The organism is Burkholderia sp. KL41 (genome assembly GCF_057005415.2).
On the sequence record NZ_CM174447.1, the window covers coordinates 2,505,271 to 2,522,238 of the forward strand.

The following is a 16,968-nucleotide window of genomic DNA, read 5'->3' on the forward strand; positions in this document are numbered from 1 at the left end:
CCTCGACCGAAATAACCGGCATTTGAATGTTTGTCGTCGGATAAATGACGCGCGTTTTTTTGCCGATTTCTTTTCCCTAGAATCGATTTCGATTCGATATTTCATTTAATGGCATGCATTACGTTCACGTTTACGCATCGGATGTGCGACCCGCCCCGGCTCAGGCCGCGCGTCTCGAAGGAGCGGCGCGATGACGGGCCTCTCGCGACCCGCGGCCCCCACGCCGCCGCAACACGGCCGCATCGTGCAGCTCGACGGGCTGCGCGCGATCGCGGTGGGCGCCGTGTTCCTGCAGCACGCGCTGAAGGCGCCGCTGTGGATGGGTGTCGACCTGTTTTTCGTGCTGAGCGGCCTGCTGATCACCGGCATCCTGCTCGATCGCAAGGCGCGCGGGCAGTCGTACTTCAGCCACTTCTACGCACGCCGCGTGCGCCGCATCCTGCCGCCGTACGTGTTGCTGCTGGTGGTGTCGACGATCCTGTTCGGTGCGGGCTGGCTGCCGCACTGGCCGTGGTTCGCGTTCTTCTCGACCAACATCGGGCTGTCGCTCGGCAGCATCGGCCACGACAGCCTGAACGTACTGTGGTCGCTCGCGGTCGAGGAGCAGTTCTACATCTTCTGGCCGTTCGTCGTGCTGTGGTGCTCGGAGCGCGCGCTGCTGTGGGTCGCCGCCGCGCTGATCGTCGCGGCCCCCGTGCTGCGCGCGATCGCGACGCCGTGGTTCGACTCGTTCTGGCCGATCTACTACCTGACGCCGTTCCGGATGGACCTGCTCGCCGCCGGCGCGCTGCTCGCGATCGTGCTGCGCCGCGACCGGCGCGCGCTCGAACCGTTCTATCCGCTCGCGATCGTCGGCGCGCTCGTGTCGCTCGCGATCCTCGGCTGGCTGCACCTGTCGTTCCCGCGTTTCCGCGCCGCGAACACGCCGCTGTCGAACGCCGCGCTCTACAGCATCTCGCTGCTGCTGTGCACGTCGATCGTCGTGATCGCGCTGCGCGGCCGCGGCCTCGTGCAGCGCGTGCTGACGAACCCGATGCTCGTCTACGTGGGCACCGTCAGCTACACCGTGTACCTGATCCACCTCAGCGTGCTGTACGCGCTGTGGCCGCTGCACCTGAACCGCTTCGTCACGGCCGCGCTGGCGCTCGCGATCACGCTCGCGTACGCGACCCTGAGCTGGTACGGCTTCGAACGGCGCCTGACGCGCGGCCCGGCACGCCGCGCGCTGCCGGCCGCCGCCGGCACGACCGCCTGATTCTCTCCGTTCAACGATTTCGACAAGGACAACGCCATGACCCAAACTCGCAGAAAAGCCATCATCACGGGAATTACGGGACAGGACGGCGCCTACCTGACCAAGCTACTGCTCGACAAGGGCTACGAGGTGACGGGGACCTACCGCCGCACCAGCTCGGTCAACCTGTGGCGCATCGCCGAGCTCGGTGTCAACGCGCACCCGAACCTTACGCTCGTCGAGCACGACCTGACGGACGCCGGCTCGAGCATGCGCCTGGTGGAACGCACTCAGGCCGACGAACTGTACAATTTGGCCGCCCAAAGCTTCGTCGGGGTTTCGTTCGAGCAGCCGTCCACGACCGCCGACGTCACTGGCATCGGCCCACTGCACCTGCTCGAGGCGATTCGTCTCGTGAGCCCGAAGACCCGCTTCTACCAGGCATCGACGTCCGAGATGTTTGGCAAGGTACAGTCGATTCCGCAGACGGAAGCGACCTCGTTCTATCCGCGCAGCCCGTACGGTGTCGCGAAGTTGTTCGCGCACTGGATGACGGTGAACTACCGCGAGTCGTACGGCCTGTTCGGCAGCAGCGGCATCCTGTTCAATCACGAATCGCCGCTGCGCGGCCGCGAGTTCGTCACGCGCAAGATCACTGACACGATCGCGAAGATCAAGCTCGGCAAGGCGACCCGCCTCGAGCTCGGCAACCTCGACGCGAAGCGCGACTGGGGTTTTGCACTTGAATATGTCGAAGGCATGTGGCGCATGCTGCAGGCCGACGAACCCGACACCTACGTGCTCGCGACCAACCGCACCGAGACCGTGCGCGATTTCGTACGGATGGCGTTCGCGGCGGCCGGCTACCAGATCGAATGGACCGGCAAGGGCGAACAGGAGCGCGGCCTCGATGTGGCGACGGGCAACGTGCTCGTCGAAGTGAATCCGAAGTTCTATCGTCCCGCTGAAGTCGACCTGCTGATCGGCTGCGCGGACAAGGCCAAAAGCAAGCTCGGCTGGGCGCCGAAGACGACGCTCGAACAGCTTTGCCAGATGATGGTCGAGGCAGATCTGACGCGGAATCAACACCATGACACGTTCTGATACCGAGCACACCCGGCGCCGTGCATTCGTCACGGGCCTGACGGGCTTCACCGGCCGCTATATGGTGCAACACCTCGAGGCGGCCGGCTACGACATCTGGGGCACGGTCGCACCGGGCTCGCCACCGTCGGACGATCCGATGTTCGTGAACTGCACGCTGTTGCCCGTCGACCTGCTCGACGCGGATGCGGTACGCGCGGCCGCGGCCGACGCGCGCCCCGATGCAGTCGTGCATCTCGCCGCGCGCGCGCATGTCACCCAGGACGATCCGGCGCAAACCTACGCGGTCAACGTTGTCGGCACGCGCAACCTGCTGGCCGCGCTCGCGGGACTCGACCGCCGCCCGTCGGCCGTGCTGCTCGCCAGCAGCGCGAATATCTACGGCAACTCGACAGCGGGCGTGCTCGACGAAAGCGTCCCGCCCGACCCCGCGAACGACTACGCGATCAGCAAGCTCGCGATGGAATATGCTGCAAAGCTGTGGGCCGACCGGCTGCCGATCGTGATCGCACGGCCGTTCAACTACACGGGCGTCGGTCAGAGCGACTCGTATCTGCTTCCGAAGCTCGTCGCGCACTACGCACGCAACGAACCGCGCATCTCGCTCGGCAATCTGGACGTACGCCGCGATTTCTCCGATGTGCGCGATGTGACGGCCGCTTACGTACGGCTGATCGAAACCGCGCCTGCCGGCGAGATACTCAATGTCTGTTCGGAGCGCGCGTATTCGCTGAAGGAAGTGCTGGCGATGCTGTCGCGCATCGCCGGATACGTGATCGACGTAACGATCGATCCGCGCTTCGTGCGGCCCAACGAGGTGAAGAGCCTGAGCGGATCACGCGACAAGCTGCGGCGCGCAGTAGGTGAGCTACCGGTCACGCCGCTCGACGAAACGCTGCGATGGATGGTGAGTGCGATGCGGGACGACACACCGCCGCCCGCCCGCCCGCTGAACGGGTCGCGCACGCGCGACGGTGTGCGCCGGGACTACGCCGCTGAAGGCGACAGTTCATCGTCGCCGGCGCGCCCGGTCGCATCGCTATGAGGGCGCCTGGCGCCCCGCTCAGCCTTCCAGCCCGCGCGCGAGATCCTTGCGCAGGTCGCCCGCATCCTCGAGGCCCACCGACAGGCGGATCAGCCCTTCGCTGATCCCCGCTGCCGCGCGCGCCTCCGGCGTGATGCGGCCATGCGTGGTGGTCGCCGGATGTGTAATGGTCGTACGCGTGTCGCCGAGGTTGCCGGTGATCGAGATCAGCTTCGTGTTGTCGATCACGCGCCAGGCATTCGCACGCTGCTGTTCGGGCGTGTCGCCCTTCAGCTCGAACGACAGGATCGCCCCGCCCGCCTTCTGCTGACGCTTCGCGAGCTCGTGCTGCGGGTGCGATTCGAGGCCCGGATGAAACACGCGCGCGACGGCCGGATGCGAATCGAGCCAGCGCGCGATCTCCAGCGCGTTCGCCGATTGCTTCTCGACGCGCAGCGACAGCGTCTCCATCCCCTTCAGCAGCACCCACGCGTTGAACGCCGACAGCGTCGGGCCCGCGCTGCGCACGAACGGGAACACCTTGCCCATGATGAATTCCTTCGAGCCGACCAGCGCGCCGCCGAGCACGCGGCCCTGGCCGTCGAGGAATTTCGTCGCCGAGTGCATCACGACATCCGCGCCGAGCTTCAGCGGCTGCTGCAGCACCGGGCTGCAGAAACAGTTGTCGACGACGAACAACGCATTCGATGCCTTCGCGATCTTGCCGATCGCCTCGATGTCGGCGAGTTCGGTCAGCGGGTTCGACGGCGTCTCGAGGAAGAACATCTTCGTTTCCGGACGCACGGCGTCCTTCCACGCGTTCAGGTCGGTCGGGTCGACGAAGGTCGTCGTGATCCCGAACTTGTTGAAGATCTGCGAGAACATTCCGAGCGTCGAGCCGAACAGGCTGCGCGAGCTGACGAGGTGGTCGCCGGCCTGCAGCGCGGCCATCACGACCGACATGATCGCGGCCATCCCGGAGGCCGTCGCGATGCACGCCTCGCCGCCTTCGAGCGCCGCGAGACGATCCTGGAACATCGTGACGGTCGGGTTCGTGAAGCGCGAATAGGTGAAGTAGTCTTCCGAATTCGCGAAGCGCTCGGCCGCGTCGGCCGCGCTCTGGAAGCAGAAGCTCGACGTGAGGAACAGCGCTTCCGAGTGCTCGTTGAAGTCGCTGCGCAGCGTGCCCGCGCGCACGGCAAGCGTGTCGAAGTTGAGGGAGTCGTCCATGTTCCGTTTTCCGTATCCGATGGCCACGCGCGTCGCGCAGGCCAGATCAAAACCAGGCCAAAAAACAAAAAGCCCGCTATGCGTCGGCATCAGCGGGCTTCGGTGCGGTACGACAGCGATCGACTCGGGCCGGTTGCCACCGGCCTTCGCTTTAGCTGTTTTGGGAAGTCGCCCCGCGTCCGCAAGCTGATATCAAATCGACGCAAGGCCACATCCTATCACGCCTCGATAAAAGCGTGCGCCGGTGTCACTCGACCGACAGTTGCAGGTTCATCTGCGAACGCTCGGTGTCGCCGGCCGTATCGCGATCGGCCTGCGACGCCGGCGTGAGGCGCGCGCGCTCGATCGCATCGAGATACTCGGGCGTCACGTCGCCGGTGATGTAGTTGCCGTCGAAGCACGACGCCTCGAAGCGTTCGAGCTTCGGGTTGATGTCGCGCACCGCGCGGCGCAGGTCGTCGACGTCCTGGTAGATCAGGTGGTCGGCGCCGATGATCTTCGCGACGTCTTCGTCGGTGCGGCCGTGTGCGACGAGCTCGCCGCGCGTCGGCATGTCGATGCCGTACACGTTCGGGAACTTCACGGGCGGCGCGGCCGACGCGAAGATCACCGACTTCGCGCCCGCGTCGCGCGCCATCTGCACGATTTCATGCGAGGTCGTGCCGCGCACGATCGAATCATCGACGATCAGCACGTTCTTGTCCTTGAACTCGATGCTCATCGCATTGAGCTTCTGGCGCACCGACTTCTTGCGCACGGCCTGCCCCGGCATGATGAAGGTGCGGCCGACGTAGCGGTTCTTGAAGAAGCCTTCGCGGTACTCGACGCCGAGCTTCGCGGCGACCTGCATCGCGGCCGGGCGCGACGAATCGGGAATCGGCATCACGACGTCGATCGGCACGTTCGGCAGTTCGCGCTTGATCTTCTCGGCGAGATAGTCGCCCATGCGCAGCCGCACGTTGTAGACCGGCACGCCGTCGAGGCACGAATCCGGACGCGCGAGGTACACGTATTCGAACATGCACGGGTTCAGCGTCGGGTTCTCCGCGCACTGCTGGCTGTGGAAGTTGCCGGCCTTGTCGATGAAGATCGCTTCGCCCGGCTCCAGGTCGCGCACGAATTCAAAACCGATGCCTTCGACCGCGACCGACTCCGACGCGACCATCCATTCGGTGCCGTGCTCGGTCTCGAGCTTGCCGATGCAGAGCGGGCGGATGCCGAACGGGTCGCGGAACGCGAGCAGGCCGTAGCCGGCGATCAGCGACACGATCGCATACGAACCCTGCAGGCGGCGATGCACGCCCGAGACGGCCTTGAACACCGAAGCCGGATCGAGCTCGAGGCCCGTGGTCGACAGTTGCAGCTCGTGCGCGAACACGTTGAGCAGCACTTCGCTGTCGGAATTGGTGTTGATGTGCCGGCGGTCGATCCGGAACATCTCGTCCTTCAGTTGCTGCCAGTTCGTCAGGTTGCCGTTGTGCGCGAGGATGATCCCGAACGGCGCGTTCACGTAGAACGGCTGCGCCTCGGCTTCGCTCGACGCCGAACCGGCCGTCGGGTAGCGCACCTGGCCGATGCCGTAGGTGCCGGGCAGGCTGCGCATGTTGCGCGTGCGGAACACGTCGCGCACCATGCCGTTCGCCTTGTACATGTGGAAATTGCTGCCGTCCGCCGTCGCAATGCCCGCCGCGTCCTGACCGCGATGCTGCAGCAGCAGCAGGCTGTCATAGATCAGCTGGTTGACCGGGGATTGGGAAATAACGCCTACGATGCCGCACATGGCATGTCCTTCAGAATGACAAAATCGGTTCCGTCCTGCCCAGCCGCGTCGTCACACGCGTACGTACTGGGCCATGCCGTCGGGCAGGAGCTGCTTCAGCTCGTGCACGCCCTGTTCGGCGAAAGGACGCAATAGCGCATTGCGCCAGAAATCCTGTTTGGGCAGTTCGGTCAGCCCGGCCGCCGCGACCAGCAGCACCACCAGCACACAGCCGCGGACGAGCCCGAACATCATGCCCAGCGAGCGGTCGACGCCGCCCAGGCCACTGGCCTGCGCGATCCGCGACAGCAGCGCGTTCGCGACGCCGGCGACCAGCACCACACCGATCACGACCAACGCGAAGGCGATCACCCACTGCGTCAGCGCACCGCCCGGCCAGTTCGCCGGAATATACGGTACGACCAATCCGACGTAGCGGCCCGCGATCACGATCGCCGCGATCCAGCCGATCAGCCCGAAAATCTCGGACACGAAGCCGCGCCACGCACCACGCAGCGCCGACAACACGATCACCGCCAATACAGCGTAGTCGAAAGCCGTCAGCATCGTGCGTTACTGCGTCAGACCGGCTTCGCGCACCTTCGCGATCGCGGCGGAAGCCGCCGCGCGATCCGCGAACGGGCCTGCACGCAACAGTGTAGCCGTGCTGCCATCCGACTGCTTGCGATGCTCGACATATGCGGGCACGCCCGCCGATTTCAACTTGGTGGCCCACGAACGGGCCGTCGCGTCGTCCTTGAACGACCCGAGCTGCACCGCGAAGCGCGCACCGGCCGGCGACGACGGCGACGACGCGTCGCCGCTGTCCGGGCTCGCGGCGTCGGCCTTCGCGACGGCCGCGGGTGCGGGTGCGGGTGCGGGCTTCGGCGCAGCCGGCTTCGCCGCGGGCGCAGCCGGTTTCGGCGGCGTCACGCTCGCCGTGGTCGTGGTATCGGGTTTCGCGGCCGGCTTGGCGGCATCCTTCGGCGCGGGCGCCGGTGCGGCCGCAACGGCCGTGTCGGATGCCGGCGGTTCGTCATGCGCGACGCCGGCCTGCACGTCGGACACATCGTCGTCGCGCGGCGCGACCGCCTGGTGCGCGGGCCGGTTCGGGATGTCGATCGCGATGTCGTCCGTCACAGGCTTCGGGTGCGAATCGAGCACCATCGGCAGCACGATCACCGCGGCGACGACGAGCGCGATCGCGCCGACGAGGCGACGGCGCGCACGTTGCTTTTCTGGAAGGGTCGGATCGAGGAGCAGTGCGTCCGATTCCGGACGCTCGGTGCGGCGCGAGCGTCGCTCGACGCGTTCAGTGCGCTCCGTGCGCACGTTCCGGGAGGCCCCGGTGCGACCGCCGCGCCGCGGGGGCGCGTCGTCGTCTTTCTTGCCGAACGAGAAAATTCCCATGAATGGCTGAGTCCGAAACTGCCCGTCAGTCAGTGTTGCTGCGATTTACGGTAGGCCAGCACGCCGGCAACCGTATGGAAACTGCCGAAAACCACGATTCTATCATTCTCGGATGCTCTTTTTAGTGCATCGCGAAACGCTTCGGCGGGCGACGTGTAACGCGTGACGCTCGAATCGGGCCCCTCCTCCACGCCGGCCTTGCGCAGCGCGGCTTCGAGCTGCTCGGCGGTGGCCGCACGCGGCAGCGGCAGGTCGGTCACGCACCAGTGGTCGATCTCGCCCTTCAGGTGCTGCAGCACGCCGTCGATGTCCTTGTCGTGCATCGCGCCGAACACCGCGTACGTGTACGGGAAGAAACCCATGTTGCCGAGGTTCTGCTCGAGCACGGCCGATGCATGCGGGTTGTGCGCGACGTCGAGCACGATCGCGGGCTTGCCGGGCAGCACCTGGAAGCGCCCCGGCAGCTCGACGTTCGCGAGGCCGAGCCGGATGTCCTGCGCCGACACCGGCAGCACCGGGCGCAGCGCCTCGAGCGCGGCAAGCGCGGCCGATGCATTGATCAGCTGATTCGCGCCGCGCAGCGCCGGATACGCCAGCGCCGGATAGCGCTTCTCGCGACCGAGGTAGCTCCACTGCTGGCGCTCCGCGCCCGCCTGCGCCTCGTAGCGGAAATCGCGGCCGACGAGCCACAGGTCGGCGCCGATCGCTTCCGCGTGGTCGATCAGCGTTTGCGGCGCGGCCGGATCGCCGCAGATCGCCGGCTTGCCGGCACGGAAGATCCCGGCCTTCTCGAACGCGATCTTCTCGCGCGTGTCGCCGAGGTATTCGGTGTGGTCGATGTCGATGCTCGTGACGATCGCGCAATCGGTATCGATGATGTTGACCGCGTCGAGCCGGCCGCCGAGGCCGACTTCGAGGATCACCGCGTCCAGTCCGCGCGACGCGAACAGGTGCAGGATCGCGAGCGTCGTGAATTCGAAGTACGTGAGCGACACGGGCTCGGGCAACGACGTGCGCGCGGCTTCGACGGCCTCGAAGTGCGGCAGCAGTTCGTCATCGGTGACGTTCTGCCCGTTCACGCGCGCGCGCTCGTTGAATTCGAGCAGGTGCGGCGACGTGTGGCAGCCGACCTTGTAGCCCGCGCGCACGAGGATCGTCTCGAGGAACGCGCAGGTCGAGCCCTTGCCGTTCGTGCCGCCGACGGTAATGACGGGGCACGCGAATTCGAGCTGCAGCGCCGCCTTGACCTGCCCGATGCGGGTCAGGCCCATGTCGATGCCGACCGGGTGCGCGCGTTCGAGATGCGAAAGCCACGCGTCGAGAGTGGGAAAAGTGCTCATCGGTTCAAATCTGGATCGGTACCGCCACTACGCCAAAAAACGAAGCGCGTCGCCTGACGCGGAAGCCAGGCGACGCGCAGAGTTCACAACCTTGCGCCGGTCAAGCCAGCGCGTCGGCCGGCTGTCGCTGCAGCAGCGCGAGCAGTTGCGCGATCTCGTCGCGCATCTTGCGACGGTCGACGATCATGTCGATCGCGCCCGTCTTGATCAGGAATTCGGCGCGCTGGAAGCCTTCCGGGAGCTTCTCGCGGACCGTCTGCTCGATCACGCGCGGGCCGGCGAAGCCGATCAGCGCCTTCGGTTCGGCGATCACGACGTCGCCGAGGAATGCAAAGCTCGCCGACACGCCGCCCATCGTCGGGTCGGTCAGCACCGAAATGAACGGCAGCTTCGCTTCGGCCAGCTTGGTCAGCATCGCGGTGGTTTTCGCCATCTGCATCAGCGACAGCAGGCTTTCCTGCATCCGTGCACCGCCCGACGCGGTGAAGCAGATGAACGGCACCTGCTGTTCGAGCGCGTTCTGCGCGCCGCGTGCGAAGCGCTCGCCGACCACCGAGCCCATCGAGCCGCCCATGAACGAGAACTCGAAGCAGGCCGCGACCACCGGCAGCGTGTGGATCGCACCGCCCATCACGACCATCGCGTCGGTCTCGCCCGTGTCGTCCATCGCTTCCTTCAGACGATCGGGGTACTTGCGGCTGTCCTTGAACTTGAGCGTGTCGACCGGCACGACTTCCTGACCGATTTCATAACGGCCTTCCGGATCGAGCAGCCCGTCGAGGCGCTCACGCGCGCCGATGCGCATGTGGTGATCGCATTTCGGGCAGACGTGCAGGTTCGCGTCCACGTCGTTGCGGTACAGCACGGCCTCGCAGGACGGGCACTTGACCCACAGGCCTTCCGGAATGCCCTTGCGGCTTTTCGGGTCGGTCTGCTTGATCTTCGGCGGCAACAGTTTGTCGAGCCAGCTCATCGTATGGTTTCCTGTTCCGTGGCGGGCCGGGCCGACCGGCCCGTTCCCGCTTCCTGTGTTGTATTTATCGCGCCGTCTTGCCCGCGCCGTCCAGGGCGGCGCGCAGCTCGGCAATGAAAGTCTTCAGCGCGGCGGCGGCACCCTCCGGCGCAGCGCTTTCGAGCAGCTGCACGAGGCGGCTGCCGATCACGACCGCGTCCGACACCTCGGCCACCGCGCGCGCCGTTTCGGCGTCGCGGATACCGAAGCCGACGCCGACCGGAACCGGCACGCGCGACTTGATGGCCGGGATTTTACCCGCAATGCTCGAAACATCCAGATTTCCTGCGCCGGTCACGCCCTTGAGCGACACGTAATACACGTAGCCGCTCGCGATCTTGCCGACGTCGGCGATACGTTCGTCGGTCGACGTGGGCGCGAGCAGGAAGATCGGATCGATCTGCGCGGCGCGCATTTTCTCGGCGAACACACCCGCCTCTTCCGGCGGATAGTCGACGACGAGCACGCCGTCGACACCGGCCGCCTGCGCTTCGGCCGCGAACGCGTCGACGCCCATCCGCTCGATCGGGTTCGCATAACCCATCAGCACGACGGGCGTTTTGGGGTCGGTTTCGCGAAAGCGCTTCACGTCGGCGAGCACGCTTTTCAGCGTGACGCCGCGCGCGAGCGCGCGTTCCGACGAGCGCTGGATCACGGGGCCGTCGGCCATCGGGTCCGAGAACGGCACGCCGAGTTCGATCACGTCCGCGCCGCCTTCGGCGAGCGCGTGCATGAATTCGACGGTTTTCGCGGGATCGGGATCGCCGGCCGTGATGAACGGGATCAGGCCCTTACGGCCTTGTTCGGCGAGCGCGGCGAAGGTTTGCTGAATACGGGACATGGCAATTTTCCTCAATGCTTCGGCGAGGCGGCGGCGCGATTCACGCGCACGCCGGCGCAGCGAGCGCGCTCACGCGCTCGTGCGCGATCGCACAATAGCTTTCGTTGATCTCGTAGCCGACGAAGTCGCGCCCCTGCCGTGCGCAGGCCACCGCGGTCGTGCCGCTGCCCATGAACGGATCGAGCACGCGGCCGCCCGGCGGGCAGCTTGCGAGCACCATCCGCTCGATGATTTCCAGCGGCTTCTGGGTCGGATGGTCGACGCGCTCCGCGTGCTGCCGGTGCAGGCGCGAGACCGACCAGACGTCCTTCGGGTTGTAGCCCATCTCCAGCCACTTGCTGCCTTCGAACAGCTTGCGCGAGCGGGCCTTCTTCGTGTCGGCGTCGTACGGGATGCGGACCGGATCGAGATCGAAGTAATACGCCCTGGAAACCGCGAAAAAGCCGATGTTGTCGTGCACCGACGTGAAACGGCGCGTCGTGCCGCCCATGCTCGGCACGCGCCGGTCCCAGATGATCTCGTTGACCATCGTGAGCTGCGTCTTCAGGAAACTGAAGATTTCCGGCGCGTACTGCCACGTGCAGAAGATGTACATCGACCCGCTCGGCTTCAGCTTCGGAATCGCGAGCTCGAGCCACTCGCGCGTCCACGCGAGAAAGTCGTCGCCCGAACGCTTGTCCGAGTCGTTGCCGTAGTCCTTGCCGAGCCCGTACGGCGGATCGGCGACGATCAGGTCGATCGACGCGTCCGGCAGGTGCGCGGCATCGGTCAGGAAATCGCGGTTGTGCAGTTCGATCCCGGACGGCAGCGCGCGCGGCACGGCGGCGGCGGGCTGAACCGCCCCCGCCTCGCTCGCGGCACCGCCGCCCGGTTCTTCGATCAGGTCACGCATCGGTCGGGGTCAGAGCTCGATGCCCGATCGCTCGGCGACCGTGTGCATGTCCTTGTCGCCGCGGCCCGACAGGTTGACGAGCAGGATCTTGTCCTTCGGCAACGTCGGCGCGAGCTTCACGCCATACGCGATCGCGTGGCTCGACTCGAGCGCGGGAATGATCCCCTCGATCCGGCAGCAGTCGTGGAACGCCTTCAGCGCTTCCTCGTCGGTAATGCCGACGTACTGTGCGCGGCCGCTGTCCTTCAGCCATGCGTGCTCGGGGCCGACGCCCGGATAGTCGAGGCCCGCCGACACCGAATGCGTCTCGATGATCTGGCCGTTGTCGTCCTGCAGCAGGTAGGTACGGTTGCCGTGCAGCACGCCCGGGCTGCCGGCGATCAGCGACGCCGCGTGATGACCCGTGTCGAGGCCGTCGCCGGCCGCTTCGACGCCGATCAGCTGCACCGATGTGTCGTCGATGTACGGATAGAAGATGCCCATCGCGTTCGAGCCGCCGCCGACGCAGGCGATCACCGCGTCCGGCTGCCGGCCCGCGAGCTCGGGCATCTGCACCTTGCACTCGTCGCCGATCACGCGCTGGAAGTCGCGCACCATCATCGGGTACGGGTGCGGGCCCGCGACCGTGCCGATGATGTAGAACGTGCTTTCGATGTTCGTGACCCAGTCGCGCATCGCTTCGTTCAGCGCGTCCTTCAGCGTGCGCGAACCCGATTCGACCGGCACGACCGTCGCGCCAAGCAGCTTCATCCGGTAGACGTTCGCGGCCTGGCGGCGCACGTCTTCCGAGCCCATGTAGACGACGCACTCCATCCCGAAGCGGGCGCAGATCGTCGCGGTCGCGACGCCGTGCTGGCCGGCGCCCGTCTCGGCGATCACGCGCTTCTTGCCCATGCGCTTCGCGAGCAGCGCCTGGCCGATCACGTTGTTGATCTTGTGCGCGCCCGTGTGGTTCAGGTCTTCGCGCTTCAGGTAGATCTGCGCGCCGCCGAGCGTCTCGCTCCAGCGCTGCGCGTGATAGATCGGCGACGGGCGGCCGACGAAATGCTTCAGCTCGCGCTCGAATTCGGCGACGAAATCGGGATCGTTCTGGAATTTTTCATACGCCGCGCGCAGTTCGTCCAGCGCGTGAATCAGCGTCTCGGCGACGAACACGCCGCCATACGGGCCGAAGTGGCCGCGGTCATCAGGAAGGTTGTACATGGTGTCTCTCTCGATCGGTCGGGGCGCCCCGCTTTCGGGGCCGCGCCGGCTTGCATCACCCGGCGTCCGCTTCGCGCACCGCGCGTACGAACGCCGCCATCCGGGCGTGATCCTTCACGCCCTTCGCGCCCTCCACTTCGATGCCACTCGAGACATCGACAGCAAACGGGCGCAACTGGCGAATCGCATCACCGACGTTTTGCGCGCTCAAGCCACCACTCAAAACGGCCCGATGCGCGAGCTCTGCGGGAATAAGAGACCAATCGAAGACCTTGCCGCTACCGCCGTAATCCGGCACCAGGGTGTCGAACAGGAGGCCGCGCGCTTTCGAATAATGAAGTGCCGATTCTACCAAATCGGCCGGCTGCGTCGAGGGGCCGACGCGCACCGCGCGCAACCACGGCAGGCGTGCCGCGCGGCCGAGGGCATCGCACTGCGCGGGCGACTCGTCGCCATGGAACTGCAGCAGCGTGAGCGGCACGTCGCGCACGACGGCCTCGATCTCGGCTTCGGTCGCATTCACGAACAGCCCGACCACCGACACGAACGGCGGCGCGAGGCGCGCCAGCTCGGCCGCCTGCGCGATCGTCACCGCGCGCGGGCTCTTCGGGTAGAACACGAGACCGATCGCGTCGGCGCCGAGCGCCGCCGCGTGCAGCACGTCCTCGGGGCGCGACAGCCCGCACAGCTTGATGCGCGTGCGCGGCGGGAGGCCGGCCGCGGCGGGAGTCGAAGGAGACACGGCGTGATCCGTCATGGTTGAGGGTCCAGGTCGGCCCAGACGCTGCTCCACGGCACGCTGCCGAGCTGCGCGGGCGGGACGGCGAATTCCGCCGGGTAGCCGACGTGGGCGAGGTACAGCCCGTCGGCCATGAACGTGGGCGCGGCGAGATTGCGGTCGCGCCCGGCCAGCACGTCGGCAAGCCAGTCGGCCGGATAGCGGCCGCGGCCGACCGCGACGAGGCAGCCCATCAGGTTGCGCACCATGTGGTGCAGGAACGCGTTGGCGCGGAACCGGAAATGAATGAAATGGCCCACGCGCCGCACGTCGATCTGGTACAGGTGTTTGACCGGCGTCTTCGACTGGCATTCCGACGACCGGAACGACGAGAAGTCGTGCTCGCCGATCAGGTGCGCGGCGGCGGCGCGCATCGCGTCGTCGTCGAGCGGCGTGTGGATCCAGCCCGCGCGCCCCGCCAGCATCGGCGAGCGCACGGGATGCACGTACAGCGCGTAGTAATAGGTGCGCTCGAACGCCGAGAAACGCGCGTGAAACGTCTCCGGCATCGGCTTCGCCCATTGCACCGCCACGGTCGGCGGCAGGAACGCGTTGGTCCCGCGCACCCACGAGAACACCTCGCGATCGAGGTCGGTATCGAAATGCACGACCTGCCCGAGCCCGTGCACGCCCGTGTCGGTCCGCCCGGCCACCGTCGTATGCAGCGGCACGCGCGCGAACTCGGCCAGCGCGTGCTCGAGCCGGTCCTGCACCGTCTTGCCGTGCGGCTGCGCCTGCCAGCCGCAGAACGCCGCGCCGTCGTACTGAATGCCGAGCGCGATCCGCATCACGCCTCGTCCGCCAGTTTCGCGAGCAGCGCCCGCGCATCGTCGCGCGTCGCGGTGTCGTTCGCGTCGACCACTTCCTGCAGCAGCGTCCGTGCGCCGGACAGGTCGCCCAGCTCGACGTATTCGGTCGCGAGGTCGAGCTTGTTGCGCGCGATGCGGGCAAGTTCGCCCGGCGTCAGCGCCGGCAACGCGGCGCCCGGCGTCGACGGAAGATCCAGATCGAAGTCGAGCTTCAACGCGCCGAACTGCGCGCCGCCGAGCGGCGGCAGCGACGACGTCGCGAACGGGCTGCCCGCCTGGCCGGCAGGCGTCGCCGCGTCCGGATCCCAATCGAACTCGTCGTCCTGATCGGCCGGATGTGCGGGGGCCGGATCGATCGCGCCAATCGGAAGGCGCGGGTCGGCTTGACCGTTAGTTGCGACTTTATCGGTGTCGGACTGCCCTGCTCGCGCCAGAGACTCATCCGTCGCCAGCGACGGCTCGTCCTGCGTGCGCGGCGGCAGCGGCATGTCGAGACTGTTGAGCGCGCTGATCGCGTTCTGCATCAGCGCCGCGTGCTGCGTTTCGGCGGCCGCGGGTGCGATCGGCGTCTCGGCAGGCTGCTCCGCAGGCTTCTCGGCAGCGATCTTCTCTACCGGCTCGGCATCGTGCGGAGCCGGAGCCGCCTCGCTCGCGGTCGGCACTGCGGCGTGCACGGCCGGCAATTCGGGCTGCTCGTCATGCGGCTGCACCACTTCCGGCGCCGGCGACACATCCGTGTCAGGCGTCTCGACCGTCTCCGCCGCTGCGGCAGTGGCCGCGGCAAGGCTCAAGTCGGAAGCCGCGTCGCGTGCAACCGGCATCTCGGGCCGGATCGGCAGTTCCGGCTCGACGGACGGCGCGGCTTCGGCTTCTGCCGCCGCAGCCGCGGACCCGCCCGCGACGACCGCAGCAGCCGTCGCGCTCGTACCCGCATCACCCGTTTCTTCCGCGCGCCGGCCCTTCCGGCGCTTGCGCCACGCAAAACCCGCGGCGAGGACGATCACGGCCGCACCGGCCACCGCGGCCGGACGCCAGTCCATCTGCCCGGTACTGTGCGCAGGTGCAGCCACCGGCGCGGCCGGTTGCGCGGGCGCCGATACCGATGCCGGCTGCGCTGCGCTGGCAGCAACGCCGGACGCGGTTTCACCTGCCGTCGGCACGGCAGCGGACGCGCCCGTTTCGTTCGCGGCCGGACGCGGCGCAACAGGTGCCGGCACGGGTGCCGGCGTGACCTCGTTCGTCGTGGCCGGCTTGCCGATGCCGTGCTTCTGCAGCTCCATCAGCACGCGGTTCTTCAGCGCCAGCAGTTGCTGCAGGCTCGACGGCCGCGGCTGCGACGCGCCCGTGGCAGGCGCCGCGCCGGCCGGTTCGTTCATGCCAGAAACCTGGCTGCCCGCAACAGGCGGAAGCGCGGCACCGCTCGCGGACGACGGCACCGACTGGATCGCGCCGCTCCACACATGCGGACCGCTTGCACCGGCAACGGGCGCCGCCGGCTGCATGCTTTCGACGGCCGATGCGCCGTGTGCCGCAGAAGCGCCGAGCGATGCCGCCGCACCGGCGGCCGTCGCGACACTCGCGCCGCTCACCGGAGCCGCATGCACGGCCGGCGCCACCGGCGCGGATGGCACGGTCGCCGCCGGGGTCGACCCCGGATGCGGCGCCGACGCACCATGCTGCGCGACCGCCGTGCCGCCGGATGCCGCGGCGGGCGCGGACGCTGCCGCCGTACCCGATGTGCCGGATGCAGCGGATGCACCGGATGCACCGGCCGGCACGAGTGCCGCGCCTGTCGCATCGAGCGCCGGCACGGTCAGCGTCGCACCGACTTTCAGGCGGCTCGCGTCGTGCTTCATGAACGCCTGCGGATTGGCGTCGAACAGCGCGCGGCCGGCGCGCGCGAGCACACCGGGATCGCGCGACTGCGTGGCCGCTTTCGCGATGTCGTTCAGCGACTGGCCGGGCTGGACCGTCACGGTAAGCGGCACTGCACCGCCGGCGGCGGACGCCGGCAGTTCGCCGGTGCCGGCCGCCCAGGCCGATGCGGTTGCGCCGAGCGCCAGGATCGCCAGCGCGCCACGCACGGCGCGCGACAGACGGGACTGACGCGGAAACAAGGAAATTCGGGACATCGTTGGCTCTATCGCCGCGCGCGGGCGCGGCTCGGATTCGCGGTTGAAAGCGTCAATAAAGTTGCCGCAGAAATGCAAAAGCGTCGCGTTGAACGCGACGCTTTCGGCGGGTCTGTGCGTCGTAACCGCGTAGTTTACTTCACGTGATCGGGTTCGGGCCGAATTCGTCGCCGATGGGTGCAACCGGCCGCGTTCGCGCG

14 protein-coding genes and 1 pseudogene are annotated in these 16,968 nt (G+C 67.3%); 3 read left to right on the plus strand and 12 right to left on the minus strand.

Annotated elements, in window-relative coordinates; genetic code table 11:
- Positions 1–190 precede the first annotated feature (190 nt).
- The 3 genes and pseudogenes from PQB87_RS28585 to PQB87_RS28595 all read left to right on the plus strand — a co-directional run.
- Positions 191–1,255 (plus strand): acyltransferase family protein, encoded by a 1,065-nt coding sequence (locus tag PQB87_RS28585; protein WP_059493468.1) that lies wholly within the window; start codon positions 191–193, stop codon positions 1,253–1,255.
- Between the two features lie 36 nt (positions 1,256–1,291).
- A complete protein-coding gene (gmd, locus tag PQB87_RS28590; RefSeq protein ID WP_489243059.1) occupies positions 1,292–2,338 on the plus strand; it encodes a GDP-mannose 4,6-dehydratase in 1,047 nt (348 codons plus the stop codon).
- Positions 2,325–3,272 (plus strand): annotated as a pseudogene (locus tag PQB87_RS28595) (NAD-dependent epimerase/dehydratase family protein); the annotation flags it as partial. The gene gmd and the pseudogene PQB87_RS28595, both read left to right, overlap by 14 nt.
- Positions 3,273–3,401: 129 nt before the next feature.
- Here PQB87_RS28595 and PQB87_RS28600 read toward each other — a convergent pair.
- The 12 genes from PQB87_RS28600 to PQB87_RS28655 form a co-directional block, all read right to left on the minus strand.
- Positions 3,402–4,592 (minus strand): O-succinylhomoserine sulfhydrylase, encoded by a 1,191-nt coding sequence (locus PQB87_RS28600; protein ID WP_060065521.1) that lies wholly within the window; start codon positions 4,590–4,592, stop codon positions 3,402–3,404.
- A gap of 247 nt (positions 4,593–4,839) precedes the next feature.
- Entirely contained in the window at positions 4,840–6,372 is a 1,533-nt protein-coding gene (purF, locus tag PQB87_RS28605; RefSeq protein ID WP_021158732.1) for an amidophosphoribosyltransferase, read from the minus strand.
- Positions 6,373–6,423: 51 nt separating this feature from the next.
- Positions 6,424–6,918, minus strand: a complete 495-nt coding sequence (locus PQB87_RS28610; RefSeq protein ID WP_006491262.1) for a CvpA family protein — start codon at positions 6,916–6,918, stop codon at positions 6,424–6,426.
- Between the two features lie 6 nt (positions 6,919–6,924).
- Positions 6,925–7,761: an SPOR domain-containing protein gene (locus PQB87_RS28615; RefSeq protein WP_301860551.1), complete on the minus strand. Its 837-nt coding sequence runs from the start codon at positions 7,759–7,761 to the stop codon at positions 6,925–6,927.
- A 29-nt stretch (positions 7,762–7,790) separates the two neighbouring features.
- Complete coding sequence (gene folC, locus PQB87_RS28620; RefSeq protein ID WP_021158730.1) at positions 7,791–9,101, minus strand: bifunctional tetrahydrofolate synthase/dihydrofolate synthase; 1,311 nt, start codon at positions 9,099–9,101, stop codon at positions 7,791–7,793.
- A gap of 100 nt (positions 9,102–9,201) precedes the next feature.
- On the minus strand, positions 9,202–10,074 hold the full coding sequence (gene accD, locus PQB87_RS28625) for an acetyl-CoA carboxylase, carboxyltransferase subunit beta (RefSeq protein WP_021158729.1): 873 nt from the start codon (positions 10,072–10,074) through the stop codon (positions 9,202–9,204).
- 64 nt (positions 10,075–10,138) lie between these two features.
- Positions 10,139–10,954, minus strand: coding sequence for a tryptophan synthase subunit alpha (trpA, locus tag PQB87_RS28630; protein WP_027791147.1), 816 nt, complete (start codon positions 10,952–10,954; stop codon positions 10,139–10,141).
- A 40-nt stretch (positions 10,955–10,994) separates the two neighbouring features.
- On the minus strand, positions 10,995–11,846 hold the full coding sequence (locus tag PQB87_RS28635) for a DNA-methyltransferase (protein WP_027791146.1): 852 nt from the start codon (positions 11,844–11,846) through the stop codon (positions 10,995–10,997).
- A 9-nt stretch (positions 11,847–11,855) separates the two neighbouring features.
- Positions 11,856–13,049, minus strand: a complete 1,194-nt coding sequence (gene trpB, locus PQB87_RS28640; RefSeq protein ID WP_027791145.1) for a tryptophan synthase subunit beta — start codon at positions 13,047–13,049, stop codon at positions 11,856–11,858.
- Between the two features lie 55 nt (positions 13,050–13,104).
- On the minus strand, positions 13,105–13,806 hold the full coding sequence (locus tag PQB87_RS28645) for a phosphoribosylanthranilate isomerase (protein ID WP_059684347.1): 702 nt from the start codon (positions 13,804–13,806) through the stop codon (positions 13,105–13,107).
- On the minus strand, positions 13,803–14,615 hold the full coding sequence (gene truA, locus PQB87_RS28650) for a tRNA pseudouridine(38-40) synthase TruA (protein WP_027791143.1): 813 nt from the start codon (positions 14,613–14,615) through the stop codon (positions 13,803–13,805). The genes PQB87_RS28645 and truA overlap by 4 nt, the downstream gene beginning before the upstream one ends.
- Positions 14,615–16,768: a motility hub landmark protein FimV gene (locus tag PQB87_RS28655; RefSeq protein WP_489243060.1), complete on the minus strand. Its 2,154-nt coding sequence runs from the start codon at positions 16,766–16,768 to the stop codon at positions 14,615–14,617. Before PQB87_RS28655 ends, truA begins: the two co-directional genes overlap by 1 nt.
- Positions 16,769–16,968: the final 200 nt, after the last annotated feature.